This window comes from Mycobacterium ostraviense (assembly GCF_002705925.1).
GTDB classification, from domain to species: Bacteria; Actinomycetota; Actinomycetes; order Mycobacteriales; family Mycobacteriaceae; genus Mycobacterium; species Mycobacterium ostraviense.
In genome coordinates this window covers 5,307,697-5,333,573 of sequence record NZ_NKRE01000001.1, presented here as the reverse complement: position 1 = coordinate 5,333,573, position 25,877 = coordinate 5,307,697, and the positions used below count along the sequence as shown (strand labels likewise).

The window sequence follows — 25,877 nt, the reverse complement described above, 5'->3', positions numbered from 1 at the left end:
TTTCCCCTGATTGTGGCCGATCGGAGGATTGTTTTGGCCGTTCAGCGCCCTTAACGTCTTCAGGCATGCCGTTATCACCGTCGACCAGGCCGGTTGCTGCCGCCTCGGCGCGGACCAGCCCGTTCGGGCGATTGGTGACCCAGGGCACTTTCTACACCACCGGAATGCAGCTCAGCAACAGCGCCGTGGTGCTGCCCTTCATCTGCGCACATCAGGGCATCACCTGGGCGGCCGGGCTGCTGTTTCCGGCGTACAGCATCGGCTTGATCATGGGAAATTCGGCGTCGCCGGCGATCCTGCAGCGAGCCGGCCGGATGCGCCACCTGCTGCTTGCGGCGACCGCGGCGACGGTGGCTGCGCTGCTGATCTGGGATGCGGTAATCCCATGGACCGGCGTCTACGCCGCGGCGGTGTTTCTGCTGACCACAGCTGCCGCCGGAGTTGTCATCGCGGTGGCCACTGTCGCCTATACCGACATGGTCTCCAGCAAGCTGCCCGCACGACACCGCGGCGAACTGTTCCTGACTCAAGGTGCCGCGGGATCGACGCTGGCCACCGGCGTCATGCTGCTGATCGCGCCCATGCTGGCCAGCGGTGATCAAATAGCCCACTACCGCGATCTGCTGTGGCTGGGCGCCCTGGCGCTGATCGCTTCCGGCGTCGCTGCGCTGCTCGTGGGTCCCATGCGGTCCGCGTCCACCACCACCCGCCCGCCGCTTCGGGAAATCTATCGACAGGGTTTCGCGGTCGCCCAGGCCCAACCGTGGTTTCGCCGGTACGCGATGACGTATCTGTTGTTCGCCCCGATCTGTCTGGGAACCACCTTCTACAGCCTGCGCGCCGCAAAGAAGATGGGCAGTTTGCATGTGCTGGTGGTCCTGTCCAGCGTCGGACTGGTCGTCGGTTCGGCGTTCTGGCGCAAGATCTACCGGCGGTTCGGAGTGCGCGGCATGCTGCTGGGCAGCGCGCTGTGCAGCACGGCCGCAGCCCTGGTGTGCATCGTGGCGGAGTTGTCCGGCCAGTGGTACCACCTGTGGGCGTACGGCACGGTTTTCCTGTTGGCGACGCTGGCCGCCCAACCCGTATCCGCCGCGTCGGTTTCCTGGATCAGTGTGTTCGCCGCCGAGCAGCACCGCGCGACACTGATCGGCTTCGGGGCGACGTTGCTCGCGATTACGTTCACCCTGGTGGGCAGTGTCCTCGGCATGATCGCCCAAAAGCACGCCACCGTCTGGCCGGTCGTCGTTGTGCTGGCGCTGTCCCTGGTTGCCGCTTTCGCGGCCGTCCGGGCACCCGGGCCAATGGACGACCGGGCGCACGATCGAGCACCGCGACCGCAGGCCGGCGTACCGCGGCTGGTCCTACTCGCAGATTGCGACGGCTCTGCCCGCCGCCGGCAGACTTCACGGACCTCGGGCTGCTGGCAACACGAGCCAATACGGCCGGCCAGGGCCGCCGTCGCCGCCGCCAGCTAACCCAAGCGCGACATCCACCCGCGGGTGTCGGCGAAGGTGCCCCGCTGAATCCCGGTCAACGTGTCACGCAATGCCATGGTCAGCTCACCGGGCTGGCCATCGGCGATAGTGAACTCGACGTCGCCGTACTTCACCCGCGACACCGGGGTGATCACGGCGGCGGTACCACACGCGAACACCTCGGTGATCTCGCCGACCGCGGCCTTCTTCTGCCACTCGGCGATATCGATCTTGCGCTCCTCGACCGTCACGCCGGCATCAGTCGCCAAGTGCAGCAACGAATCCCGGGTGATGCCGGGCAGCAGCGAGCCGGACAGCTCCGGGGTGACCAGCCTGGCCGATCCGCCGCTGCCGAACACGAAGAAAATGTTCATCCCGCCCATCTCTTCGACATAGCGGCGTTCGACCGCGTCCAGCCACACCACCTGGTCGCAACCGTTGTCGACGGCTTCGGCCTGAGCCAGCAGCGAAGCGGCGTAATTGCCGCCGCACTTGGCCGCGCCGGTGCCGCCGGGGCTGGCTCGCACGTATTCTGTTGACACCCAGACGCTGACGGGATTGACGCCGCCCTTGAAGTAGGCACCCGCCGGCGAGGCGATCAGCAGGTAGCGGTATTCCTTGGCCGGCCGTACGCCCAAGCCGGGCTCGGTGGCGATGATGAACGGCCGCAGATACAACGCCTCCTCGCCGCCGGCCTGCGGAACCCAGGCGTTGTCGACGGCGATCAGCTGGCACAGCGATTCGATGAACAGCTCGTCGGGCAATTCCGGGATCGCCAGCCGTCGCGCCGAGGACCGCAATCGCGCGGCGTTGGCCTCGGCCCGAAACGACACGATCGAGCCGTCTGTCCAGCGGTAAGCCTTGAGGCCCTCGAACACCTCTTGCGCGTAGTGCAGCACGATCGCCGAGGGGTCCAGTTCGATCGGGCCATAGCCGATGACCCGCGCGTTGTGCCAGCCCGTGCCCTCGGTGTAGTTGATCGAGACCATGTGATCGGTGTGGTACTTGCCGAAACCGGGGTCCTGCAGGATCGCTACGCGTTGGGCATCGCTTGCCGGACTGGCCGCGCGCGTAACCGTGAACTGCAGGGACCCGCTGGTCATGGCGCCGATTCTATCGGTGTACGAAGGGTTTTCCGCACGCGAGTGGGTCGCTAACGCGTTTTCGCCTCGACGAACGGCGGGGACACTACGGCGCAGTCGACCGCGCGCCCGCGAACGTCGACGGTGACGTGCTCACCGTCGGGCACTTCCGCATCGGTATCGATCAGCGCCAGCGCGATGCCGGCCTGCAATGTGGGCGAAAACGTTCCCGACGTGGTGACCCCGACCGCAGTATCCCCGACCAGCACCGTCAGGCCCGGACGCAACACGCCGCGGCCGACCATCCGCAGTCCCCGCAACAGCCGCCGCGGCCCCGCCGCCTTCTCCGCCAGCAGCGCGTCACGGCCGAAGAACGCATCCTTTTTCCAGCCGATCGCCCAGCCGCAGCGAGCCTGCAACGGCGAAATATCGGGCGAAAGCTCGTGCCCGTGCAGCGGATAACCCATCTCGGTGCGCAGCGTGTCGCGAGCTCCCAGACCGGCGGGCTGGCCGCCCGCGCCGGACACCGCGTCCACCAGGGCGTCGAACACCACACCGGCAGCCTCCCAGGGCGGCACCAGTTCGTAGCCGTGCTCGCCGGTGTACCCGGTGCGGCACACCCGCACCGGAACTCCGCAATACGCCGAATCGGCATAACCCATGTAATCCATGTCGGTCGGTAGGCCCAACGCGGTGAGCACGTCGGTCGAGCGCGGGCCCTGCACCGCCAACACGGCGTAGCTGCGATGCAGGTTGGTGATCGCCAGATCGCCCGGGGCGGCCGCCTGCAATGCGCTGACAACCGCGGCGGTGTTGGCGGCGTTGGGCACCAGGAAGATCTCGTCGTCGTCGACGTAATAGGCGATCAAGTCGTCGATGACGCCACCGGATTCGTTGCAGCACAACGTGTATTGCGCCTTACCGGGGCCGATGCGGTGCAGGTCGTTGGTCAGCGCGGAGTTGACGAACTCCGCGGCACCCGGTCCCCGAACCAGCGCTTTGCCGAGGTGGCTGACGTCGAACAGTCCGACGGCGGTGCGGGTGGCGGTGTGCTCGCCGACCGTCCCGGCATACGACACCGGCATCAGCCAGCCGCCGAACTCGGCGAAACTGGCGCCCAGTGCGCGGTGCCGGTCTTCCAGGGGTCCATGCTGCAGCTCATCGGTCACGACGACACACCCTAATCCGCGTCGGCTGCTGGCACACTTGGGTAGGTGTCCGACTCCTTCGACTCTCCCGATTCGCTGAACTTCCTCGACTTCGAAGCGCTGGAAGCTGCCGGAGTCGCTGATCCACGCGGGCGCGCCGACCTGATCAAGTACTTGGACGGACTGGGCTTCACCGTCGCCGAAATGGCCGAAGCCGAGCGCCGCGGCCGGCTGTTCGGTCTTGCCGGTGATGTCCTGCAATGGTCGGGGCCACCCATCCACACCGTGCAGTCGGCGGCCGACGAACTCGGGTTGTCCGCCGAGGAGGTCGCCCGCGCCTGGGCCCTACTCGGCCTTACCGTCGCCGGCCCCGACGTTCCGGCGCTGAGCCAGGCCGACGTCGACGCGCTGGCGACCTGGGTCGGGCTGAAAGCGGTAGTGGGCCAGGACGGGGCGTACGGACTGTTGCGAGTGATCGGCACCGCGATGGCCCGGCTCGCCGAAGCCGAGTCGACGATGATCCGCGCCGGGATGCCGGACATCCAGATGACCCACACCCATGACGAGCTCGCCACCGCCCAGGCGTACCGGGCCATCGCCGAGTTCGTCCCCCGGATCGGGAACTTGATCGACGTCGTTCACCGGCATCATCTGACCAGTGCCCGCACGTATTTCGAAGGTGTCGTGCAGGACACGTCGGCCAGCGTCACCTGCGGCATCGGTTTTGCGGATCTGTCCAGCTTCACCGCGCTGACCCAGATGCTCACACCCGCGCAGCTGCAGGATTTGCTCACCGAGTTCGGCGCCACCGTCGCCGACGTGGTGCATGCCGACGGTGGCCGGCTGGTGAAGTTCATCGGCGACGCGGTCATGTGGGTGAGCCCGACACCCGAGCGGTTGGTGCGGGCGGCGGTTGATCTGGTCGACCATCCGCGGGCGCGCGAGACCGACCTGCAGGTGCGTGCCGGGCTTGCTTACGGCACCGTGTTAGCCATCAACGGCGACTACTTCGGCAGCCCGGTCAACCTCGCCGCGCGACTCGTGGCCGTCGCGGCACCGGGACAAATCCTGGCCGCGAGCGAGCTCCATGACAAACTGCCGGATTGGCCTGCGACCGCGCACGGCCCGTTGACGCTGAAGGGTTTCGACGCCCCGGTGACGGCCTTCGAGCTGCGTGCCCACGACGCCGACGGGCCAAGTCCCGTAGGGTAATTGCGCGTGACCACCGAACCGGGTTACCACAGCCCCGCCGTCAACGTTGCCACGTCACTGCCGAAGCGCGGTGCGGGTTCTGCAGTACTGATCGTGCCGGTCGTCTCGACCGGTGACGACGAGACGCCAGGAGCGCTCGTGGCCGTCGCCGAACCGTTCCTAGGCGCCGACGCGGTCGCCGAGATCGAAGCCGGCCTGCGGGCACTGCAGGCCACGGGCGCCGGCGAGCAGGTGCACCAGCTGGTTGTGCCGTCGCTGCCGGTGGGCAGTGTGTTGACGGTCGGCCTGGGCAAGCCGCGGCCGGAATGGCCGTCGGACACCATTCGCCGCGCCGCCGGGGTGGCCGCGCGGTCGCTGGGCAGCACGAAGGCGGTGATCACCACGCTGGCCGAGTTGCCCGGCGAAGGTGTCTGCTCGGCCACCGTCGAAGGGCTGATCCTGGGCAGCTACCGGTTCACCGCTTTCCGCAGCGCCAAGACCGCGCCGAAAGACGAAGGGCTGCGCAAGATCACCGTGCTGAGCACCGCCAAGGACGCCAAGAAGGACAGCGCGCACGCCGCGGCGGTGGCGACCGCCGTCGCCACCGCCCGCGATCTGGTGAACACGCCGCCGAGCCACCTTTATCCTGCCGAGTTAGCCAGGTGGGCAAAGGTTTTGGGCGAGGCAGCCGGACTCGAGGTCGAGGTGCTCGACGAGAAGGCGCTGCAGAAGGCCGGTTACGGCGGTGTGATCGGTGTCGGTCAGGGCTCGTCGCGGCCGCCGCGCCTGGTACGGCTGGTCTATCGGGGGTCGCGGCTGGCCAAGAATGCGAAGCGGGCCAAGAAGGTCGCGTTGGTCGGTAAGGGAATCACCTTCGACACCGGCGGGATCTCGATCAAGCCGGCCGCGTCGATGCACCACATGACCTCGGACATGGGCGGGGCCGCCGCGGTGATCGCCACGGTCACGCTGGCCGCGCGGCTGCAACTGCCGATCGACGTGATCGCCACGGTGCCGATCGCCGAGAACATGCCCTCGGCGACGGCGCAGCGTCCCGGCGACGTGCTGACCCAATACGGCGGAACGACGGTGGAGGTGCTCAACACCGACGCCGAGGGCCGGCTGATCCTGGCCGACGCGATCGTTCGGGCTTGCGAGGACAACCCGGACTACCTGATCGAGACGTCGACGTTGACCGGTGCGCAGACGGTGGCACTGGGCGCGCGTATCCCCGGCGTGATGGGCAGCGACGAGTTCCGCGATCGCGTCGCCGCGATCTCGCAGCGGGTCGGCGAAAACGGCTGGCCCATGCCGCTGCCGGATGAGCTCAAAGAAGACCTGAAATCCACGGTGGCCGACCTGGCCAACGTGAGTGGTCAACGTTTCGCCGGCATGCTGGTGGCCGGGGTGTTCCTGCGGGAATTCGTCGCCGACTCGGTGGACTGGGCGCATATCGACGTGGCCGCCCCCGCCTACAACACCGGCAGCGCGTGGGGCTACACGCCCAAGGGCGCCACCGGTGTGCCGACCCGGACCATGGTCGCGGTGCTCGAGGACATCTGCGAAAGCGGCTAGAACACCGCCGGCCGGCTACCTGGTCAGCAGCGAGATCACCGCGCGGCTCAGCTTGCGCCGCGGCCAGCCGGTCGGGCCGTCGGCTGCCAGCGCGGCCTGCGCCGCGTTTCGCCCGCAGGCGCCATGCACGGAGCCACCCGGGGTAGCCGACGCGCTACCCAAATACAGTCCCTCGATAGGGGTTTCGGCCCGGCCCAGTCCCGGAGCGGGACGAAATATCAGCATCTGCTGCAGCTGAGCGGTGCCGCCGTTGAGCGCACCGAGATGCAGGTTGGCGTCACTGGCTTCCAGATCCGACGGCCGTTGCACGAACCGGTCGAGCACCCGGGCGCCGAACCCGGGAGCATGGGCTTCGATGACGTGGTCGATCGATTGGGCAAGTTGCTCCGCTGAACCGTCGTCGGCCACGTTGCGCGGCAGATGCGTATAGGCCCAAACACTTTCGGTTCGGGCGGGCGATCTGGTCGGGTCGGCCGTGGTGGTTTGGCCCAGCAGCAGGAACGGATGCTCGGGCACCACCCGGGTGTTCAGGTCGGCCATCCAGCGCACCAGCCCGTCCCCGTCGGCCCCCAGATGGACGGTGCCCGGCTGCCGCAACCTCTCCGATCGCCACGGGATGGGACCGTTGAGGGCATAGTTGACCTTGACCACCGGCGGATCCCAGACGTAGTGCTGGATCTCCTGAAGCAAGCCGCCGGGAACCGCATCCGCCGGCAACATATCGCAAAACAGGCGCGGCGCCGTCACATCGGCGACGACGGCCCGTCGCGCCCGAACCGTTCGTCCGCCGGTGGTGGTCACCGACACCGCCCGGCCACCGCGGACGTGGATGCGAGAAACGTTCTGGTGGCACTCGATTCGCGCACCCGCCGAGGTGGCCCGGCGCACCAGCGCGGCCGTCAGCTGACCGGAGCCACCGACGGGCACCGGCCAGCCGCAATCCTGGCCCAGCATCGTCATCAGCAAGCCGAACGCGCCGCTGCCCGGCGCATCCAGCGGCGCGTCGGCGTGCATGGCGTTGCCCAGCAACAAAAGCCGCGGCGCCACACCGGCGAACATCCGGTCCACCATGACGTTGGCGGGCTGCACCAGCAGATGCGCGAGCCGGACAGCGTCGGCAGTACCGAGCTTGCGCAGCAGCCGGATCATCGGGCCCAGCGGCGGGAACGGCGACAACATCGCGTCCAGCAGCGGCGACTTGACTTTTTCCCACAGTCGCAGCACCCGCCACCAGTTGTCGCCGTCGCCGGGCTGGCGGCGTTCGAACTCCGCTGCGGTGCGAGCCGGGTCGCGGTAGAGGACCGGCGGGTCCTCGTCGGCCGCACCGCGCGGATGACCGACCACCGCGGGCGCGTGCGACCAGCGCAGCCCGTGGTCTTCCAGCTGCAACGCCGCGATGGCCGGCGAAGCGATCGTCATGGGATAGAAGGAACTGAACAGGTCGGTGACATAGCCGGGCGTCAGCTCCGCACTGCGCACCGCGCCACCCGGTTCGGGCTGGGCTTCCAGGACCAACACGTCCCAGCCGGCGTCGGCCAGCATCGAGGCGGCGACCAGCCCGTGATGCCCGGCACCGATAACGACGGCGTCGACCGCGTCGCAAGCGTGGGCCATGACTATGTGACCTGACTGGGCTCGAAGCGTTCCGCCATGGCCGCCAGCCGCAACAGGCATTCACGGTTGCGTGGATAGATGGCCGCCAGAACCAGTCGATCAGGCATCAGCCCGATCGGCCCCTGTACCGGCAGCTCGATCATGTCGAGCCGGCATCCCGCCGGAATTTCATGCAGCCGCATGGTGATCCGGGCGGCACCCAACCAGCCCAGCCCGGCGTGCAAGACGAGTTCGTGGCCGGGTGCGCAGCTCTCGACCACTGTCTGGTCGTCGATCACCAACGGCCAGATGCCTATCGAGTGCCGGATGGCCGCACCCGGCTGCGGCCAGTGTGAGTCGACCGCGCGAGTGCGGCTGTTGCCCACCACCCATTGGCTGTAAGTCCATCCGTCGGCGAGCACGCCCCAGACATCGTCGCAGGATGCCGCCACGTCGCGGGTCGCGATCAGTTCTCGGGTCGCTGTCATGAACGGGTCCTTTCGCACCGGGGGTGATCCCAGCGGGTACCCGCCGCGCCCGGAACTAATGCCGGGACCGCGCCGGTCGACCGGCTAGCAAACTCCGCAGGTTTAGCCGCGCGATCCAGCGGCTAACCCGATCAGCGACCGGAAACTTCGAGGAAGGCCGAATTGTGACTCTGCGACGGTTGATCATGGCGGTGGCCGCCGTGCTGTTGGTGGCCGGTGTCATCGGCCTGCTGGTGCCGGTGACGGTGTCGAACAGCAACGGCGGTTCGATTTCTTGCGGGAACGGGTTCGCCACCGACCTGTCCGCGGCGCGAAACGCCAACGACAGCAATGGCGCCAACATCCCGATCCTCAACCAGGTCATCCCGCACACCGACTTCGTGGCTCAATGTGAATCGGCGGTATCGAGCCGGCGCATGTGGGCCATCCCGCTAGTGGTCATCGGGGTCGTCGGGATAGCGGGCGCGCTGGCGGTGCGGCGGTCTCAGGCCGCAGATACCAGTGTGGGAGACGTCAGATAACCCGCATCCGGGCGGTACTGCGCAGCGCCTGCGGCAGCACCCGGGAAAGGCCGTACAGCGCGTAGGCCTCCGGCGCTACCGGGCGGATGGGCTTGTTTTTCTTGACCGCCGACACGATCGCGTGGGCAACCTTGTCGGGCCCGTAGTGGCGTAGCGCAAACATCTTGTCCAGCTGGCCGCGCCGGCCCTCGACCTGTTCTTCGCCCTTTCCGACCGGCGTGTGGAAGCGGGTGGCCGCGATGATGTTGGTGTCGATGACGCCGGGACACACGGTGGTCAGACCGATGCCGGCGGCGTCGAGTTCGGCCCGCAGACAGTCGGAGAACATGTACGTGGCCGCCTTGGAGGTGCAGTAGGCGCTCAGCGACTGCAGCGGCGCGTAGGCGGCCATCGACGACACGTTGACGATGTGTCCGCCGGTGCCGCGCTCGACGAGCCGCCGGGCAAAGGAGCGGCAACCGTTGACCACGCCGCCGAGATTGACGGCCAGTACCCGGTCGAACTGCTCGGGCGGGGTGTCCAGGAACCGGCCCGCCTGGCCGATGCCGGCGTTGTTGACGACGATGTCAGGAACGCCGTGTTGGGTGCTGACCTGCTCGGCGAACGCCTCGACCGCTTCGGCGTCGGACACGTCGAGCACGTACGGATGGGCGACGCCGCCGCGTGCCGCGATCTCGGCGGCCGTATCTTTGACGGTGGCCTCGTCGATGTCACTGATCACCACCTCGGCACCCTCGCGGGCGAACGCGAGTGCGGTTTCGCGGCCGATTCCGCTGCCCGCCCCGGTGACGGCCACCAGCATGTCACCGAAGTGCTTGCGCGGCCGGCCGACCTGTGCCCGCAGCAGCGCGCGGCTGGGCGGGTTGCCTTCGACGAGGTCGGCGATGTCGTGCACCGCGGCCGCCATCACCTGCGGGTGCGACATCGGGGAAAAGTGGCCGGCTTTGATGTCGCGTCGCCACAGTCGCGGCACCCAGCGCGCGGTCTCGTCGTAGCCGTAGGGCCGCACATACGGGTCCTGGGTGTTGACGATGAGCTGCACCGGGACGCCGATGACGGTGATGCCGCGGGCGCGCCGCTGCCGGGAGAATGCCCGAAAGTAGTTGGCGGGATAGGTCTTCACCGAGCGAGCGGCATCGCTGGGCAGGTTGTCGGAGTGGTGGATCTGGTCGGCCGGGATGTTGTCGACCATGTTGCGACGAACCGTCGCCAGCGACAGCGCCATCCGCAGAAACAGTGGCGCCAGCACCGGCACCGAGAACAGCGCCATGTAGCTCAACCGCAGCGCCTGCGCCAGCGCCCGGAGAAACCGTCGCGGCCGCCATGGCCGGCGCAGCCCGCCCCACACGTAATTGACCAACTGTTCCTGACTCGGGCCGGACACCGAGGTGAACGAGGCGACTCGGTCCCCGGCGCCGGGGCGGGTCAGATACTCCCAGATGCCCACCGAGCCCCAGTCGTGGCCCATGACGTGGACTGGCCGGCCCGGGCTCAGCTCGTCGATGACGGCGGCGAAGTCGTCGGCGAAACAAGCCATGGTGTAGGCCGAGACGGGTTTCGGCGCCGACGACAGGCCGACCCCGCGGTTGTCGTAGCGGATCACCCGGAAACGCTGCGCCAGCCGCGGAGCCACGCCGTCCCACAAGACGTGCGAGTCGGGAAAGCCATGCACCAGCACCACTGCCGGACCGTCGGGGTTGCCTTCTTCGTAGACCGCGATACGAACGCCGTCCGCGCTGTCGACGAACCGCTGGGGTGCCTGTTGTGCTGCCGGCATCGGACCTCCGCCTCACCTGCGACTTGCTTCGCCTACCAGTGGCCACACCGTAGCAAGGGTGTCGGACAGGTCCCGCGTCGAAGCGCCGCGCCCTGAATGCGTGCCGACCGGGCGGCAGTGACAGGATAGGTTTTGACATCTACTTGGGTTCCGCACCCGGTGCACGACTGTGTGGTAAGCCAGAGGTCGGTTTGCGCCGACCGACGACCGATCGAGGAGTCAACAGCGATGGCCTTCTCAGTCCAGATGCCGGCACTCGGTGAGAGCGTCACCGAGGGAACCGTCACCCGCTGGCTCAAGCAGGAAGGCGACACGGTCGAGATCGACGAGCCCCTCGTCGAGGTCTCAACCGACAAGGTCGACACCGAAATCCCGTCGCCGGCCGCGGGCGTGCTGACCAGGATCATCGCCCAGGAGGACGACACGGTTGAGGTCGGCGGCGAACTGGCCATCATCGGTGATGCGGCGGAAAGCGGCGGCGACGAAAAGTCCTCCCAACCAGAACCGGAAGCCTCGGGTCCCGGTAAGGCCGAGCCGGCCCCCCAGGCCCAACCGGCGCCGGAGCCCGAACCGGAACCGGAACCCCAGGCGGTATCAGAACCCGCCCAGCCGTCGGCTTCCGCCGGCGACACCACACCGGTGCTGATGCCCGAACTCGGCGAATCGGTCACCGAAGGCACCGTGACTCGCTGGCTGAAGAAGGTCGGGGATTCGGTCGGAGTCGACGACCCGCTGGTGGAGGTCTCCACCGACAAGGTCGACACCGAGATCCCGTCACCGGTTGCCGGCGTTCTGGTCAGCATCACCGCCGACGAGGACGACGTCGTTCAGGTCGGCGGTGAGTTGGCGCGGATCGGCACCGGCTCCCAAGCCGCCGCGCCGGCCGCACCCAAGCCGGCACCCGCACCCGAGGCCGAGCCTGAACCCAAGCCCGAGCCCAAGCCCGAACCCGCCGCCAAGCCCGCTCCCGAACCCAAGCCGGAAACCAAGCCGGAACCCGCCACCGCGCCCGCGCCGAAGGCCGAAGCGCCACCATCTCAGCCCGCGGCCCAAGGCGGAGCGGAAGGCACCCCGTACGTCACGCCGCTGGTGCGAAAGCTGGCCTCACAGCACAACATCGACCTCGCCGCGGTGACCGGCACCGGCGTCGGCGGCCGGATCCGCAAGCAGGACGTGCTGGCCGCGGCACAAGAGAAGAAACCAGCCGAGCCGACGCCGGCTCCAGCCCCCGCGCCGGCTGCCAAAGCCGCCCCGTCCGCCCCGGCCCCCGCGTTGGCGCATCTGCGCGGCACCACGCAGAAGGCCAGCCGGATCCGCCAGATCACCGCCAACAAGACCCGCGAGTCCTTGCAGGCAACTGCGCAGCTCACCCAGACCCACGAAGTCGACATGACAAAGGTCGTGGCGCTGCGCGCCCGGGCCAAGGCGGCGTTCGCCGAACGGGAGGGGGTGAATCTGACCTTCCTGCCGTTCTTCGCCCGAGCGGTCATCGACGCCCTCAAGATTCATCCCAATATCAACGCCAGCTACAACGAGCAGACCAAGGAGATCACCTACTACGACGCCGAGCACCTCGGGTTCGCCGTCGACACCGAGCAGGGTCTGCTCTCCCCCGTCATCCACAACGCCGGCGACTTGTCGCTGGCCGGGCTGGCCCGCGCGATTGCCGACATCGCCAACCGCGCTCGGTCGGGCAACTTGAAGCCCGACGAGTTGTCCGGCGGCACCTTCACAATCACCAACATCGGTAGCCAGGGCGCCTTGTTCGACACCCCGATATTGGTGCCGCCGCAGGCCGCCATGTTGGGCACCGGAGCGATCGTCAAACGGCCCAGGGTGATCGTCGATTCCTTCGGCAACGAATCGATCGGCGTGCGCTCCGTGTGCTATCTGCCGCTGACCTACGACCATCGCCTCATCGACGGCGCGGATGCGGGACGTTTCCTCAGCACCATCAAGCACCGCCTCGAAGAGGGAGCGTTCGAAGCAGACCTGGGTCTTTGATGGGCTGTCACGAAGGGCCGAGAAAGGCTAGATGAAACGGTGCCCGAGACGGTTGTCGCGATAGCGGGTTCGTCCGGCTTGATCGGCTCGGCTTTGGCCGCCGCGCTTCGCGGCGCCGACCATACGGTGCTTCGCATCGTGCGCCGGACACCGGCGAGTTCCGAAGAGTTGCACTGGAATCCCGACAGCGGCGAGTTCGATCCCGACGTACTCACCGGCGTCGACGCCGTGGTCAACATGTGCGGCGTCAACATCGGCCGGCGCCGCTGGTCGGGGGCGTTCAAACAGAACCTGCGCGACAGCCGGATCACGCCCACCGAGGTGCTGGCCGCCGCTGTCGCCGACGCCGGTGTCGGCACCCTGATCAACGCCAGCGCGGTCGGTTACTACGGAGACACCCGGAACCGCGTCGTCGACGAAAACGACTCAGCCGGAAGGGGTTTCCTGGCCCAGCTGTGTGTGGATTGGGAAGCCGCCACGCTGCCGGCCCAGTACGCCGGCACTCGTGTGGTGCTGGCCCGCACCGGGCTAGTGCTGGCTCCGGCCGGGGGCGCGCTGCGCCCGATGCGGCCGGCATTCTCGGTGGGCCTGGGAGCACGGCTGGGAAGCGGCCGTCAGTACATGTCGTGGATCAGCCTCGAGGACGAGGTGCGGGCGCTGCAGTTCGCCATCTCCAACACCGACCTGTCCGGGCCGGTGAACATGACCGGGCCAGCGCCGGTGACCAACGCCGAGTTCACCACCGCGCTCGGCCGGGCACTGAACCGCCCGACCCCGTTGATGCTGCCCGGGTTCGCGGTACGCGCCGCGCTCGGCGAGTTCGCCGACGAAGTGCTGCTCAGCGGTCAGCGCGCCATTCCGGCTGCGCTGGAACAAACCGGTTTTCAGTTCCACCACAACACAATTGGCGAAGCGCTGCGCTACGCCACCGCGCGGCGCGACCACGCTTAGCAGTCAGCTGTTTTTGCCCGGCGTATCCCCTTCTGATACGCGACCATTCGTGTACTCTTCGCTTGCGGTCTCATCAAAAATTCCACCAGCGGTCAACAAATGGAGAAACGCGTGGCGACGTCGGTATTCCACGACCTGAAAAAGGAAGGGCCGCTTTATGCGCTCTTTCTGAACTGCACCCTGAAAAATGCTCCGGAAGTTTCGAACACCGAGGCGCTATGCAATCTGCTGATCGAGCGTCTGCGGGCTCACGAACCCGACATCGAAACCGAGATCGTCCGGGTCGTCGACTACAACGTCAAGCCCGGGGTGATGAACGACGAGGGCGACGGGGACGAGTGGCCCGCGATCCTGGAAAAGGTCAAGCGTTGCAACATCATCGTGCCCGCGATGCCGATCTGGATGGGCGTGCGGTCGTCGGTGATCCAGCGGGTGATCGAACGGCTCGACGGCACCACCAAGACGGTGATGTGCGAACGGACCGGACAGTTCCCGCTCTACGGGTCGGTGGCGGGCATCGTCGTCACCGGCAACGAGGACGGTAGCCACGACTGTGTGGCCAACACTTTCGCCAACCTCTTGCACTTCGGCGCGACGGTCCCACCCAACACCGACGTGTACTGGGTCGGTGACGCCGGACCCGGAGCCAGCTACATCGAGGCCGGCGGCGAGTTGTCGCCGTACGTGCGCCGGAACGCCGAGCTGACCGCGCTCAACCTGCTCTTTGCGGCAAAGCTGTTGCGAGCGAACCCCTACACCATCAACATCGCCGAACACAACGCAAAGATGATGGCACGCAACAAAGTCAAGGAAGCGGCCATGAAGCTCGCGATCAAGCATATGCGCGACAACATGCCAGACTGAACCGGCAGTGGATTCAGTCTGAAAGCCAGCGTCATGCGGTCTTCCGGAGATCCGGTTCCCAGTATCAGCGAGGCCGCGGCCACTGGGGAAATCGCGGACCTCTATGCCGACATCCGCCAAGCGCTCGGAATGACTTTCGTCAATCTGATCTGGCGTAATCTCGCCTCGATCCCGGGCGCGTTGCGCTGGACCTGGGAGACGATGAAACCTCTCTACGCCAATGGCGCGGTGTACTGGGAAGCCGACGCGCTGCGCCAGGGGCAAGAGTTGCCGCCGGTACCGCAACTCAGCGTTGCCGCGCTGCGCTCCGTCGGAATCGGAGCCGATGACCAAAACGTCATCCGTACAACACTTTCCGGGTATGACACCGGCAATCCGCTCAACCTGGTGGGGGTCTGCGCCGTCCGGGCCCGGCTGCACGGTCTGACACCGCCCGCGTGCCCGTGGATTCAGCAGCCACCCCGCCGGCCACCGCCGGCCGCAGGTGCGCTGTTGATGAACATCGACGAGATGCCGCCGCACGTCGTTGAAATGGTGCGCATCGTGAATCTGATCGGAGCCCGCGGCCAGGCGCGAGACTTACAGGTCAGCCTGCCCCGAAACCTTGCTCATTGGCCGGGCATGCTGGTGCTCTACTACACCGCCCTGCAACCCCTGCACGACAACGGCTCGCTGCTGGCCGCGATCGACGCGGTGATCGCCGACGGCAGACGACGTGGGCATGCAGTCAGCGGCGCGCTGGGGAACACCGGCCTGCCCGACGCCGAAACCGCCACGGCCATCTGGGATTCACTGGAAAACCTGGTGCCGAACGCGATGGCACGGATGATCCCGGTGGTGAGCCTGCTACTTCGCTTGCTGCCTTGTGAAACCGACAATGAGTGCTAACAGAAGGGATTGGACGAAGTCATGCAACTCGTGGAACTGGTAGCTGGTCTCGGCGTCGCCGACGTCGTCGACGCGATGATGATGACGCATCAACACCGTGCGCACATCATCGAACTCCACAGCCCCGACCCCAATCGGGTCCTCGTCGGTCCGGCGGTGACCATCTCCTTTCTGCCGGTGCGCAAGGATCTGATGGATCTGCAGAAGCACAGCCTCGGGCCGGCAATTTACCGCGCCGTCGCGGAGCATGAGGCCAAGGGTGCCGTCCTGGTGATGGCGTCGAATGGATACCAGCAGACCTCGCTCGGCGGCGGCACCAAGCTCAGCCGCATTGAAAACCTGGGCATGGCAGGCATTCTCGCCGACGGAATGCTGCGCGACTTCGAGGAACTGCGCACCTACAACTTCGCGACGTACTGCCACGGCGAAACGGTGCGCGCCGGCGGCAATGAGATTCAGCCCTATCTGGCCGATGTTCCGGTGGCGGTCGGCGGGGTCACGGTGGTACCCGGCGACGTGATCTTCGCCAAAGGGTCGACGGCCGTGGTCATCCCCGGCGCCGAGGCCGAGGCGATCCTGACCAAGGCGCGCCAAGTGATGCAGCAGATGGACCAGATGAAAGCGGGCCTGAAATCCGAAGACCCGCAAGCGGTGCTCAGCCACGGCAGCGGTGAGCTCTGATGCCGCCGTCGAATACCAGCGAGCAGATCGTCGAGGCACTCGCGGCCGAAGGCGTCGAGTACGTGTTCGGTATTCCCGGCGATGAGAACCTGCATTTCATGGAGGCGCAGCGCAAGGACGGGCGGATCAGGTTCGTCCTGTTCCGCCACGAACAGGCCGCGGGTTTCGCGGCCGCGGCCTACGGCCGCCTGACCGGCAAGCTCGCTGTTGCCATGTCGACGCTGGGCGCCGGGGCAATGAACCTGACCACCCCGGTCGCCCACGCTTATCTGGCGGCCATGCCGATGCTGGTCATCACCGGCCAAAAGGCGGAGCGGGACAACCGTATGGGGCAGTACCAGCTTGTTGACGTGGTCGACGTGATGCGTCCCATCACCAAGTTCACGGCCAAGATCCCGTCCGGGGAGATGGCCGGCTCGCTGCTGCGGCAGGCGATGATGTCGGCGTTGGGCGGCCGTCAGGGACCCGCGCACCTGGAACTGCCCGACGATGTAGCCCAGGAGACCGAGCTGGGCCCGCTGGTTCCCTGCCGACACGGCGACATTCCGGTGGCCACGCAGCACAGCATCGAGACCGCGGCCACGCTGATCCAGAACGCGAGCCGGCCGCTGATCATGGTGGGCGGCGGCACCCGCGCCAACCGGCCCGCCGTCGCGGCGGCGGTACGGGAATTGATCGCCAAGACGCAGATCCCGTTCGTGGCGACGATGATGGGCAAGGGCGTCGCCAACGAGGACGACCCGAACTATCTGGGCTGTTCGATCATGCCCGGCGACTATCCGAACTGCGCCATCCAGTCCGCCGACGTAGTGCTCAACATCGGTCATGACGTGATGGAGAAGCCATCCATGTTCATGCAGCCCGACGACGGGCGCACCGTCATCCATCTCAATCCCTTTGCCGCCCAAGGCGACAACTCGTATTTCCCGCAGGCACAGGTGGTCGGCGACATGGCCGACGCGCTGCGGCGGCTGACCGCGCAGCTCGACCGGAATCCGGCGTGGGATCACGACGGCTTCCACAACGTCGGAAAAGCCATGCAGGACAGCATCAACCGCTCCGCCGCCGACACCTCGTTGCCCGCCAAACAGGGATACCTGATCGCTACCCTGCGCGAGTTCATGGCCGACGAGGACATCCTCTCCCTCGACAACGGCCTCCACATGCTGTGGGCCAGCCGAAACTTCAACGCCCGCCAACCCAACACCATGCTGATCGATCACGCGCTGGGATCGATGGGGATCAGCCTGCCGGCCGCGATTGCCGCCAAACTTGTTCATCCCGAGCGCAAGGTGGTGGTGCTCACCGGCGACGGCGGTTTCGCCATGAACAGCCAGGATCTGGAAACGGCCGTCCGCCTCGGGCTCGATCTGATTGTCGTGGTGTTCAACGACAGCAGCCTGGCCATGATCGCGATGAAACAAATGGTCGACGGTTACCAGAGGTTCGGAGTCGATTTCGCCAACCCGGATTTCGTGGCGTACGCCCACAGCTACGGAGCCACCGGCCATCGGCTCGACGATCCCGCCAAGTTCCGCGCCATACTCGATCAGGCCGCGGCGGCCGGCGGAGTGCACATCATCGACGTGCCGGTCGACCCACAACAGAACTTGGCGCTGGTGATGGAGATGCGCTCGGTCGACTGCCATAAAGTGCTGTCCGGCGGCGGGCAGTAACCCGCGGTCCCGAGCCTCGTTTGCTAGGTGGCCTTGACCAGCTCGCCCGGCGAGGCCGCGGTCGTGTTGTTCAGCTGCCAGGGCCACCGTCCGGTCATCTCCACAGTGAGCGAGAAGCTCAAGAAGGTCCGAATCGCAACGATGCCGGCCAGGGCGGCGACACTTTGCGCGTTGGGTTTCAGGGCAATCGTCTTGATGATGTCACCGGCCACCAGAAGCTCCAAGCCGCAGGATGGAGCGCCCGAGCTGTACGCGAAACTCTCGGTATGCCTGGGCGGCGTTGCGCGGCGCTCGGTACAGGAACAGCACGATAGCGCCACAGCGCCGATGATGATCACCGCGACGCCCAGGCCGTCGATCGCCATGCCCACGCGGACAACGGTTTCGATGAAGCTCATTGCAGGCACACTATCTCGGCACAGCGCTTTTTCCCGGCATCAAACCGGCGGTTCCGCTCGCGTCGCCTCAGCGCGACCACGAACCCGCCGCGGTGGTCACGAGTAGCCTCGTCATCGTGGCTGGTTCAATTCGGTCGAGCCGGACCCAGATCGACGTCCGTCAGCTGGGGACCATCGACTACCGGGATGCCTGGCAGTTGCAGCGAGAGCTCGCCGACACCCGGGTCGCCGGCGGACCGGACACGCTGCTGCTACTGGAACACCCGGCCGTCTACACCGCGGGCCGGCGCACCGAACCGCACGAACGGCCGGTGGATGGCACCCCCGTCGTCGACACCGACCGCGGCGGCAAGATCACCTGGCACGGCCCCGGACAGCTGGTCGGCTACCCGATCATCGGGCTGGCCGAACCGCTCGATGTGGTCAATTACGTTCGGCGCCTTGAGGAATCGCTGATCAAGGTGTGCGCCGACCTGGGTCTTGAGGCCGGCCGGGTCGACGGCCGGTCGGGGGTTTGGCTGGCGGCCGACGTCGGGCGCCCGGCCCGAAAGGTCGCCGCCATCGGAGTACGGGTGTCGCGTGCGACGACGCTGCACGGCTTCGCGCTCAACTGTGACTGCGATTTGGCTGCGTTCACCGCCATCGTGCCGTGCGGCATCACCGACGCCGGCGTGACGTCGCTGTCGGCGGAGCTCGGACGCCCGGTAACCGTCGACGATGTCCGATCGGCCGTCGCCGAGGCCGTGTGCGACGCTCTGGACGGTGTCCTGCCCGTCGGTGAACATTCCGTCGCACGCGTAGCATCAGCGATGTGACTGTCGCACCCGAGGGCCGGCTCCTACTGCGCCTGGAGGTGCGCAACGCGCAAACCCCGATCGAGCGCAAACCGCCGTGGATCCGCATCCGGGCCCGCATGGGCCCGGAATACACCGAGCTGAAAAGCCTGGTCCGGCGCGAGGGCCTGCACACCGTCTGCGAGGAGGCCGGCTGCCCGAACATCTTCGAATGCTGGGAGGACCGGGAAGCGACTTTCCTGATCGGCGGCGACCAGTGCACCCGGCGCTGCGACTTCTGCCAAATCGACACCGGTAAGCCCGCCACCCTGGATCGTGACGAGCCGCGACGGGTCGCCGAGAGCGTGCACACCATGGGCTTGCGCTATGCGACCGTCACCGGGGTGGCCCGCGATGATCTGCCCGACGGCGGCGCCTGGCTGTATGCGCAAACCGTGCGGGCCATCAAGGAGCTCAATCCGCACACCGGCGTCGAACTGTTGATCCCCGACTTCAACGGCGAGCCCGGCCGGCTTGCGGAGGTGTTCGCGTCCCGCCCGGAGGTGTTGGCGCACAACGTCGAAACGGTGCCCCGCATCTTCAAACGGATCCGGCCCGCGTTCACCTATCGGCGCAGTCTGGATGTGCTCACCGCGGCCCGCGACGCCGGCCTGGTCACCAAGAGCAACCTCATCCTCGGTCTGGGTGAAACCCCCGACGAGGTGCGTACCGCCCTGGCCGATCTGCACGGCGCCGGCTGCGACATCGTCACCATCACCCAATATCTGCGACCTTCGGCGCGCCACCACCCGGTCGAGCGGTGGGTCAGGCCCGAGGAATTCGTCGAGTACGCGCAGTACGCCGAGGGGCTGGGCTTCGCCGGGGTCCTGGCCGGGCCGTTGGTGCGTTCGTCCTACCGGGCGGGCCGGCTCTACCGGCAGGCCCGCAGCTCGGCAGCCTCGGGCTCCGGTTAGCCGCCGCGTCCGTATTCTTGAGGACTATGGCAAAACCCCGAAACGCCGCGCATAACAAGGCCGCCAAAGCCGCGGCAGGTGCTGCCCGCAAGGCCGCCGCCCGGCAGCGCCGCGTTCAGCTGTGGCAGGCGTTCAACATCCAGCGCAAAGAGGACAAACGCCTGCTGCCGTACATGATCGGCGCGTTCGTACTGATCGTCGGTGTGTCGGTGGGGGTCGGGGTGTGGGCCGGCGGCTTGACCATGATCACGCTGATCATCTTCGGCGTGCTGCTGGGCGCGCTGATGGCGTTCATCATCTTCGGCCGCCGCGCCCAGCGCAGCATCTACCGGCAAGCCGAAGGTCAAACCGGCGCCGCGGCGTGGGTGCTGGACAACCTGCGAGGCAAATGGCGGGTCACCCCGGGCGTGGCCACCACCGGCCACTTCGACGCCGTGCATCGGGTGATCGGCCGGCCGGGCGTCATCCTGGTCGGCGAGGGATCGGCGGGCCGCGTCAAACCACTGCTGGCCCAGGAGAAGAAGCGCACCGCTCGCCTGGTCGGCGACGTGCCGATCTACGACATCGTCATCGGCAACGGCGACGGCGAGGTGCCGCTGGCCAAGTTGGAACGCCACCTCACCAAACTTCCGGCCAACATCACCGTTAAGCAGATGGACACCCTGGAATCGCGTCTGGCCGCGCTGAGTTCGCGCGCCGGTGCCGGCGCCCTGCCGAAGGGCCCGCTACCCAACGCCGGCAAGATGCGCGGCGTCCAGCGCACCGTCCGTCGCAAATAGCCGCAAACCGCCGGGCGCTCTCAGCGCGGTGACGATGCGCGCCGCGCGGCCGCACGAGAAACAACCGCGCACATCAAGTGTCAGCGCCGCACCACGGCGGTGCCGGTCAGCCGGTCCTGTAACCCGCGCCCGTCGGAGTCGGTGAACAGCGGTGGGATCACCAGCGCGATCAACAGGCCCCGCGCCACCAACCGGCCGACCCCCACGGGCAGCGGGCCATCCACCGTTACGACCACCAGGCCCAGCAGCAATTGGCCCGGGGTGAACCCGAAGAGGCGCACCGCAATGACGCCCAGCAGCAGCCAGATGACCAGCACCATCGACGACAGCATGGTCTGGGACCAGGCGCCGACGCCCAGGCCCAGCAGTGCCAGTCCGTAAGCCACCAGCCAGTCGATGCACAGCGCGGCCAGGCGGCGCCCCATCGGCGCCAGCGAACCCGGACCCGTCCGCGGAAAACCGAGCGTCTTGCCGGGATATCCGGTAGATTCCGCCGTCATCGGCCCGGTCCGATCGGCTGGCTCCGCATCCCGCTGGGCCGCCCGCAGGACGGCCCGGACAACCCTATCGGCTGACCGGTTACGATCTTGCGGGCCATGGCCCCACAATAGGACCCGGCCACCAACCGCGGGCTGTTGGCGGGCGTATGGTCACGTAACGTCTGCGCAACACGGGGTTGACTGGCGGGCAACAACACCTCCATACCGTCGGCCGCGAATCACCTAGTAAAGGAGCACTCTGTGACGGATAAGACGCCCGACGACGTCTTCAAACTTGTCAAGGACGAGAAGGTCGAATACGTCGACGTCCGGTTCTGCGACCTCCCCGGAGTAATGCAGCATTTCACGATTCCGGCTTCGGCATTCGACGAGAGCCTGTTCGAGAACGGCGTGGCCTTTGACGGCTCGTCGATTCGCGGCTTCCAGGCCATCCACGAGTCCGACATGCTCCTGCTGCCCGATCCGGACACCGCGCGCATCGACCCATTCCGCGAGGCCAAGACGCTCAACCTCAACTTCTTCGTGCACGACCCGTTCACCCTCGAGCCGTACTCGCGCGACCCACGCAACATCGCCCGCAAGGCCGAGAGCTACCTCGCGAGCACCGGCATCGCCGACACCGCATACTTCGGCGCCGAGGCCGAGTTCTACATCTTCGACTCCGTCAGCTTCGACTCCCGCGTCAACGGCGCGTTCTACGAGGTGGACGCGATCTCGGGGTGGTGGAACACGGGCAACGCGACCGAGGCTGACGGCAGCCCCAACCGCGGCTACAAGGTCCGCCCCAAGGGCGGGTACTTCCCCGTGGCCCCCAACGACCAGTACGTCGACCTGCGCGACAAGATGCTGACCAACCTGATCAACGCCGACTTCATCCTGGAGAAGGGCCACCACGAGGTGGGCAGCGGCGGGCAGGCTGAGATCAACTATCAGTTCAACTCGCTGCTGCACGCCGCCGACGACATGCAGCTGTACAAGTACATCATCAAGAACACCGCATGGCAGGCCGGCAAGACCGTGACGTTCATGCCCAAGCCACTGTTCGGCGACAACGGCTCGGGTATGCACACCCACCAGTCGCTGTGGAAGGACGGCAGCCCGCTGATGTACGACGAGACGGGGTATGCCGGTCTGTCGGACACGGCCCGCCACTACATCGGCGGCCTGCTGCACCATGCGCCGTCGCTGCTGGCCTTCACCAACCCGACGGTCAACTCTTACAAGCGGCTGGTTCCCGGCTATGAGGCGCCGATCAACCTGGTCTACAGCCAACGCAACCGGTCGGCGTGCGTGCGAATCCCGATCACCGGCAGCAACCCGAAGGCCAAGCGGCTGGAGTTCCGGAGTCCCGACTCCTCGGGCAACCCATATCTGGCGTTCTCGGCCATGCTGATGGCGGGCCTGGACGGCATCAAGAACAAGATCGAACCGCAGGCGCCGGTCGACAAGGACCTCTACGAGCTGCCACCGGAAGAGGCTGCGAGTATCCCGCAGACCCCGACCCAACTGTCCGACGTGATCGATCGCCTGGAGGAAGACCACGAATACCTCACCGAAGGCGGCGTGTTCACGCCCGACCTGATCGAAACGTGGATCAGCTTCAAGCGGGAGAACGAGATCGAGCCGGTCAACATTCGCCCGCACCCGTACGAGTTTGCGCTCTACTTCGACGTTTAGGCCCCGGGTACAGCAGCCCGCTTGGCGATTACCTCATCGATCGCCAAGCGGGCTGTCTGTCTTTGGCGCGCCGAAACTTAACTCACTGCGACCGACTTCGCGGGCATTGTCAATCAGCCCCTCAGCCTATGTGCAGCCGCAACACTTAGACGGTCTTAAAGTCACCACTCCATAGTGGCTCTCAGGCGCGGAAAGCACTGAACGTCACTTGCGGTGGGCGCACGCAGGCTGGGCGTTTGGGATCCGTGGGCGGGTATGGGCGTCGTCCGAAACAAAGCGCCGGTGATCACGCGGGGCAGCAAACTCTCGCTCGGGATGCGCCTCAATCTTTGACGAAGCTGTACATCCGGTACGAGGTGGTCCCGTTCTCCAGATCGCGATAGACGGTCGTGCCCGGCAGTGGGGCGAATTTGCGGGCGAAGCGGTGCAGGAATCTAGGCACATGGCGATCGAACAAGTCGAGCCAGTACTGCGAACCTTTCTCCATCCCGCGCAGAACCTCCGCATTGATTTCCCGCTGCGAAAGCATTCGCAGCGGGAAATCAGCCAGCATCGCTTCCCAGGCTTCAACACCGGCGTACGGTTGGATGTCGGCGTACAGGAAATGCCCTCCCGGGCGCAGCACGCGCGCTACTTCGGTGAGGAAACGCGGAAAGTCAGGATAATGAAGTGAGGATTCGATATTGATTACCGCGTCAAAGGACTGATCGGGGAAGGGCAGATTTTGGGCGTCGCCTTGCACGAAATCCAGGCCCGGCACCTTATGCCATTTCCGGCAAAAATCAATACCGGCCGGGTTCAAGTCCAGTCCAGTGTAGGAGGCCGGGTGTAAGGTGCGCATGACGTATGACGCTCCGCCACCGAAGCCGCAACCGACTTCCAGCACCCGTTTGCCGCTGATATCCGTTTGCGTCGCTGTGCTGTGATAGAGCTGGATAAAGGCCCTCTTTGCCTCGTCGGCGGCCGCCAACGGAACGGCCATCGGTGGATCCTCCTCATAACCGAAGTTGATGAACACGACATCGTTGCCGCGGAGCCGGCGGGCGGCGAAAGGATAAAAATACTTCGAAAGCGTGTTAGTGACGTCCCAGAAACGTCGGCTATGTAGCACACGGTCCGTGAGTGGCATGGCGTGAAAGATACCATACAGGATTATGGTCAGTGACCCGGAGCGTCAACTTGAGAAAAGTGCCGCCGCGCAGCACTAGCCTCGTTTAATGAGTCGCTACCGATAGCGCTTGAATGGCACATCATCGCGGCTGTGTCCGTCTGAGAACGTGTTTGGAAAGGCTGATTCCGGCGGTCGAAAATCCGTTAGGGGTCAGGCCGAGCAGCCGCGCAAGGTCGCGTGACCTGCGATATCGCCTTCCCCTCCATATTGGCCACCGCAGTAAGGTCAATCGCAAAGCTGCCGCCGAGTCACTTTCCCAACACGTTCTGAGCTTGATTATTAACCTTTTCCGATGGTGTGTGATCAGGTTGCCGGTGTGTCTGGCGGGAGGATCAGTTCGGCTGCGCGGGCACTGATCTGACGCATTTGCTCGATGAGTTGGCGGAGTCGGCGGTTGTTGTCGATCCATTCTCGGTAGAGCGCGGCCTGGCGGCTGGTGAGACGGCGGGTGACGGTCTTGCCGGCGGACTTGGTCGTCCATTGGTGGTAGGGGCCGTGGAGTTGGGGTGGTTCGGCGTGGCAGCGGCAGCCGGGTGTGCCGCAGCGGGTGCTGCGTTCGATGACGGTGCCGGTGGCGATGAACCCCAAACACACGCGGTCGGCCGTCCCACCCAACACGGCCCCGAGTTCATGCTGGCCGACCCGTGCACCCACCCTGAACCCGACGTGACCACCACCAGCGACACCAGCCGCTACGGCACCGCCCAAGCGTGCGCGTGGCAACGCTGCACCCCCGCCTAACCAGCTGCGCCGCCTGGCGGCACCACGACGGCCAGCTACCGATCATCGAGGGCACCCTGATCCACCTGACCGTGGACCGCCTCCCCGGCGACCGCGATCCCAAACCGGTGTGGCTATGGTCCTCCCGCCCGCACACCGAAAAACTCGACGTGGACTGTGGACCGGCTCTGGCGAATGTTCCTGCGCCGCTTCGACATCGAACACACCTTCCGGTTCCTCAAGCAAACCCTGGGCTGGACCCGCCCCCGGATCCGCACACCCGAGCAAGCCGACCGCTGGACCTGGCTGATCATCGCCGCCCACACCCAGCTGCGGCTCGCCCGCGACCTCACCGAAGACCTGCGCCGACCCTGGGAGAAACCCGCCGCCGAACCGCGCCGGCTCACCCCCGCGCGGGTCCGTCAAGGATTTCGGAACCTCCGCCCGACAACACCCCTCCCGGCCAGCACACCGAAACCCACCCGGCCCGGCCCCGGACGCCCACCCGGCACCAAGAACAAGCAGCGCGCCGCCCGACACGACGTCGGCAAGCGCGCCACCGCCCCCTCGAACAAGCGCGAAACAGGTTAAAAATCAAGCTGAGGTAGTCCATCATCGCACCGCCGATGCGGCGGGCAGAAGGAGTGGTTTGTGACAGGTGGCGTCAGCCGTGGATAGGTCGGCGGATGGCGGAGTGAGTTCACCAAAGCGATGCTGGAAGGTCCCGAGTGAGTCGCCCTGGTTTTGGTGGAGACTAAGGTTAAATTAATTTAATGAATTTCTCCCAGGGGGTTGGCCGCCGACACCGAACGGCCGCGGCCGTCGATAGGTCGCTGAGGCATCCGCGCCGCGGCGGCCTCGTCCTAAAGAGGTTTCGGTAATAGAGTGAGTCGTTGCGTCGGATTTGCCTTGCGGTGTAGGACAATTAGCGTGTGGCTGGATCTGGTGGCAAGAAGCGATCGAGGGCCGGC

The 25,877-nt window shown here is 66.3% G+C and carries 23 protein-coding genes and 1 pseudogene; 15 read left to right on the top strand and 9 right to left on the bottom strand.

Features of this window, described 5'->3' with window-relative positions; all coding sequences use genetic code 11:
- Window positions 1–65 precede the first annotated feature (65 nt).
- Window positions 66–1,475: an MFS transporter gene (locus CDN38_RS24790; protein WP_075512431.1), complete on the top strand. Its 1,410-nt coding sequence runs from the start codon at window positions 66–68 to the stop codon at window positions 1,473–1,475.
- Here the strand turns inward: CDN38_RS24790 and CDN38_RS24785 are convergent.
- Window positions 1,472–2,578 (bottom strand): branched-chain amino acid aminotransferase, encoded by a 1,107-nt coding sequence (locus CDN38_RS24785; RefSeq protein ID WP_075512432.1) that lies wholly within the window; start codon window positions 2,576–2,578, stop codon window positions 1,472–1,474. The genes CDN38_RS24790 and CDN38_RS24785 overlap by 4 nt on opposite strands.
- 50 nt (window positions 2,579–2,628) lie before the next feature.
- On the bottom strand, window positions 2,629–3,726 hold the full coding sequence (gene gcvT / locus CDN38_RS24780) for a glycine cleavage system aminomethyltransferase GcvT (protein WP_075512433.1): 1,098 nt from the start codon (window positions 3,724–3,726) through the stop codon (window positions 2,629–2,631).
- 75 nt (window positions 3,727–3,801) lie between these two features.
- Here gcvT and CDN38_RS24775 point away from each other — a divergent pair, with 75 nt between their 5' ends.
- Together CDN38_RS24775 and CDN38_RS24770 are read left to right on the top strand one after the other, a co-directional pair.
- A complete protein-coding gene (locus CDN38_RS24775) occupies window positions 3,802–4,917 on the top strand; it encodes an adenylate/guanylate cyclase domain-containing protein (protein ID WP_099319472.1) in 1,116 nt (371 codons plus the stop codon).
- Between the two features lie 6 nt (window positions 4,918–4,923).
- Window positions 4,924–6,471: a leucyl aminopeptidase gene (locus tag CDN38_RS24770; RefSeq protein WP_075512434.1), complete on the top strand. Its 1,548-nt coding sequence runs from the start codon at window positions 4,924–4,926 to the stop codon at window positions 6,469–6,471.
- A 15-nt stretch (window positions 6,472–6,486) separates the two neighbouring features.
- Here CDN38_RS24770 and CDN38_RS24765 read toward each other — a convergent pair whose 3' ends face one another.
- Together CDN38_RS24765 and CDN38_RS24760 are read right to left on the bottom strand one after the other, a co-directional pair.
- Complete coding sequence (locus tag CDN38_RS24765) at window positions 6,487–8,085, bottom strand: phytoene desaturase family protein (RefSeq protein WP_075512435.1); 1,599 nt, start codon at window positions 8,083–8,085, stop codon at window positions 6,487–6,489.
- A gap of 2 nt (window positions 8,086–8,087) precedes the next feature.
- Window positions 8,088–8,552: an SRPBCC family protein gene (locus CDN38_RS24760; RefSeq protein ID WP_075512449.1), complete on the bottom strand. Its 465-nt coding sequence runs from the start codon at window positions 8,550–8,552 to the stop codon at window positions 8,088–8,090.
- Between the two features lie 164 nt (window positions 8,553–8,716).
- Between CDN38_RS24760 and CDN38_RS24755 the strand changes: the two genes are divergently transcribed.
- A complete protein-coding gene (locus tag CDN38_RS24755; protein ID WP_075512436.1) occupies window positions 8,717–9,073 on the top strand; it encodes an aminopeptidase in 357 nt (118 codons plus the stop codon).
- Here CDN38_RS24755 and CDN38_RS24750 read toward each other — a convergent pair.
- Entirely contained in the window at window positions 9,066–10,850 is a 1,785-nt protein-coding gene (locus tag CDN38_RS24750) for an SDR family oxidoreductase (RefSeq protein ID WP_075512437.1), read from the bottom strand. The two genes, CDN38_RS24755 and CDN38_RS24750, sit on opposite strands and share 8 nt — an antisense overlap.
- Before the next feature lie 228 nt (window positions 10,851–11,078).
- Here CDN38_RS24750 and sucB point away from each other — a divergent pair, with 228 nt between their 5' ends.
- The 6 genes from sucB (at window position 11,079) to CDN38_RS24720 (ending at window position 17,914) form a co-directional block, all read left to right on the top strand.
- Entirely contained in the window at window positions 11,079–12,854 is a 1,776-nt protein-coding gene (gene sucB / locus CDN38_RS24745; RefSeq protein ID WP_099319243.1) for a 2-oxoglutarate dehydrogenase, E2 component, dihydrolipoamide succinyltransferase, read from the top strand.
- Window positions 12,855–12,893: 39 nt separating this feature from the next.
- Complete coding sequence (locus tag CDN38_RS24740) at window positions 12,894–13,805, top strand: TIGR01777 family oxidoreductase (protein WP_075512439.1); 912 nt, start codon at window positions 12,894–12,896, stop codon at window positions 13,803–13,805.
- 111 nt (window positions 13,806–13,916) lie between these two features.
- A complete protein-coding gene (locus CDN38_RS24735) occupies window positions 13,917–14,669 on the top strand; it encodes a flavodoxin family protein (protein ID WP_075512450.1) in 753 nt (250 codons plus the stop codon).
- A gap of 33 nt (window positions 14,670–14,702) precedes the next feature.
- Window positions 14,703–15,557 (top strand): hypothetical protein, encoded by an 855-nt coding sequence (locus CDN38_RS24730; protein ID WP_075512440.1) that lies wholly within the window; start codon window positions 14,703–14,705, stop codon window positions 15,555–15,557.
- A 21-nt stretch (window positions 15,558–15,578) separates the two neighbouring features.
- Window positions 15,579–16,238 carry an RraA family protein gene (locus CDN38_RS24725; RefSeq protein ID WP_075512451.1) on the top strand — a complete coding sequence of 220 codons (660 nt, stop codon included), beginning with the start codon at window positions 15,579–15,581 and terminating at the stop codon, window positions 16,236–16,238.
- Window positions 16,238–17,914 (top strand): acetolactate synthase large subunit, encoded by a 1,677-nt coding sequence (locus CDN38_RS24720; protein ID WP_075512441.1) that lies wholly within the window; start codon window positions 16,238–16,240, stop codon window positions 17,912–17,914. The genes CDN38_RS24725 and CDN38_RS24720 overlap by 1 nt, the downstream gene beginning before the upstream one ends.
- Window positions 17,915–17,937: 23 nt before the next feature.
- On the opposite strand, the gene CDN38_RS24715 is transcribed toward CDN38_RS24720, so the two are convergent.
- Window positions 17,938–18,312, bottom strand: coding sequence for a DUF1622 domain-containing protein (locus CDN38_RS24715; protein WP_201258297.1), 375 nt, complete (start codon window positions 18,310–18,312; stop codon window positions 17,938–17,940).
- A gap of 116 nt (window positions 18,313–18,428) precedes the next feature.
- Between CDN38_RS24715 and lipB the strand changes: the two are divergent.
- The 3 genes and pseudogenes from lipB to CDN38_RS24700 all read left to right on the top strand — a co-directional run bounded on the left by lipB (window position 18,429) and on the right by CDN38_RS24700 (window position 20,838).
- Window positions 18,429–19,113 (top strand): annotated as a pseudogene (lipB, locus tag CDN38_RS24710) (lipoyl(octanoyl) transferase LipB).
- A gap of 10 nt (window positions 19,114–19,123) precedes the next feature.
- Window positions 19,124–20,059, top strand: coding sequence for a lipoyl synthase (gene lipA / locus CDN38_RS24705; protein ID WP_075512442.1), 936 nt, complete (start codon window positions 19,124–19,126; stop codon window positions 20,057–20,059).
- Window positions 20,060–20,085: 26 nt separating this feature from the next.
- Window positions 20,086–20,838 carry a DUF4191 domain-containing protein gene (locus CDN38_RS24700; protein ID WP_075512443.1) on the top strand — a complete coding sequence of 251 codons (753 nt, stop codon included), beginning with the start codon at window positions 20,086–20,088 and terminating at the stop codon, window positions 20,836–20,838.
- A gap of 80 nt (window positions 20,839–20,918) precedes the next feature.
- Here the strand turns inward: CDN38_RS24700 and CDN38_RS24695 are convergent, their stop codons facing one another.
- The gene (locus CDN38_RS24695; protein ID WP_075512444.1) at window positions 20,919–21,338 is read right to left on the bottom strand and encodes an RDD family protein; all 420 of its coding nucleotides are present in this window, start codon (window positions 21,336–21,338) and stop codon (window positions 20,919–20,921) included.
- A 240-nt stretch (window positions 21,339–21,578) separates the two neighbouring features.
- Here CDN38_RS24695 and glnA point away from each other — a divergent pair, with 240 nt between their 5' ends.
- Complete coding sequence (gene glnA / locus CDN38_RS24690) at window positions 21,579–23,015, top strand: type I glutamate--ammonia ligase (protein ID WP_075512445.1); 1,437 nt, start codon at window positions 21,579–21,581, stop codon at window positions 23,013–23,015.
- Between the two features lie 322 nt (window positions 23,016–23,337).
- Here glnA and CDN38_RS24685 read toward each other — a convergent pair whose 3' ends face one another.
- Together CDN38_RS24685 and CDN38_RS24680 are read right to left on the bottom strand one after the other, a co-directional pair.
- On the bottom strand, window positions 23,338–24,144 hold the full coding sequence (locus CDN38_RS24685) for a phthiotriol/phenolphthiotriol dimycocerosates methyltransferase (protein ID WP_075512446.1): 807 nt from the start codon (window positions 24,142–24,144) through the stop codon (window positions 23,338–23,340).
- A gap of 345 nt (window positions 24,145–24,489) precedes the next feature.
- Window positions 24,490–24,840 (bottom strand): DUF6788 family protein, encoded by a 351-nt coding sequence (locus CDN38_RS24680; RefSeq protein WP_201258298.1) that lies wholly within the window; start codon window positions 24,838–24,840, stop codon window positions 24,490–24,492.
- A 243-nt stretch (window positions 24,841–25,083) separates the two neighbouring features.
- Between CDN38_RS24680 and CDN38_RS24675 the strand changes: the two genes are divergently transcribed.
- Window positions 25,084–25,497 carry a hypothetical protein gene (locus CDN38_RS24675; RefSeq protein ID WP_180276382.1) on the top strand — a complete coding sequence of 138 codons (414 nt, stop codon included), beginning with the start codon at window positions 25,084–25,086 and terminating at the stop codon, window positions 25,495–25,497.
- Window positions 25,498–25,877 lie beyond the last annotated feature (380 nt).

Coding starts and splice junctions, on each gene's coding strand:
- CDN38_RS24785 (WP_075512432.1), bottom strand. CDS start 2,578: ATGACCAGCGGGTCCCTGCAGTTCACGGTTACGCGCGCGGCCAGTCCG.
- CDN38_RS24695 (WP_075512444.1), bottom strand. CDS start 21,338: ATGACGGCGGAATCTACCGGATATCCCGGCAAGACGCTCGGTTTTCCG.
- CDN38_RS24760 (WP_075512449.1), bottom strand. CDS start 8,552: ATGACAGCGACCCGAGAACTGATCGCGACCCGCGACGTGGCGGCATCC.
- CDN38_RS24715 (WP_201258297.1), bottom strand. CDS start 18,312: ATGAGCTTCATCGAAACCGTTGTCCGCGTGGGCATGGCGATCGACGGC.
- sucB (WP_099319243.1), top strand. CDS start 11,079: ATGGCCTTCTCAGTCCAGATGCCGGCACTCGGTGAGAGCGTCACCGAG.
- CDN38_RS24725 (WP_075512451.1), top strand. CDS start 15,579: ATGCAACTCGTGGAACTGGTAGCTGGTCTCGGCGTCGCCGACGTCGTC.
- CDN38_RS24685 (WP_075512446.1), bottom strand. CDS start 24,144: ATGCCACTCACGGACCGTGTGCTACATAGCCGACGTTTCTGGGACGTC.
- CDN38_RS24720 (WP_075512441.1), top strand. CDS start 16,238: ATGCCGCCGTCGAATACCAGCGAGCAGATCGTCGAGGCACTCGCGGCC.
- CDN38_RS24700 (WP_075512443.1), top strand. CDS start 20,086: ATGGCAAAACCCCGAAACGCCGCGCATAACAAGGCCGCCAAAGCCGCG.
- CDN38_RS24730 (WP_075512440.1), top strand. CDS start 14,703: ATGCGGTCTTCCGGAGATCCGGTTCCCAGTATCAGCGAGGCCGCGGCC.
- CDN38_RS24790 (WP_075512431.1), top strand. CDS start 66: ATGCCGTTATCACCGTCGACCAGGCCGGTTGCTGCCGCCTCGGCGCGG.
- CDN38_RS24765 (WP_075512435.1), bottom strand. CDS start 8,085: ATGGCCCACGCTTGCGACGCGGTCGACGCCGTCGTTATCGGTGCCGGG.
- CDN38_RS24750 (WP_075512437.1), bottom strand. CDS start 10,850: ATGCCGGCAGCACAACAGGCACCCCAGCGGTTCGTCGACAGCGCGGAC.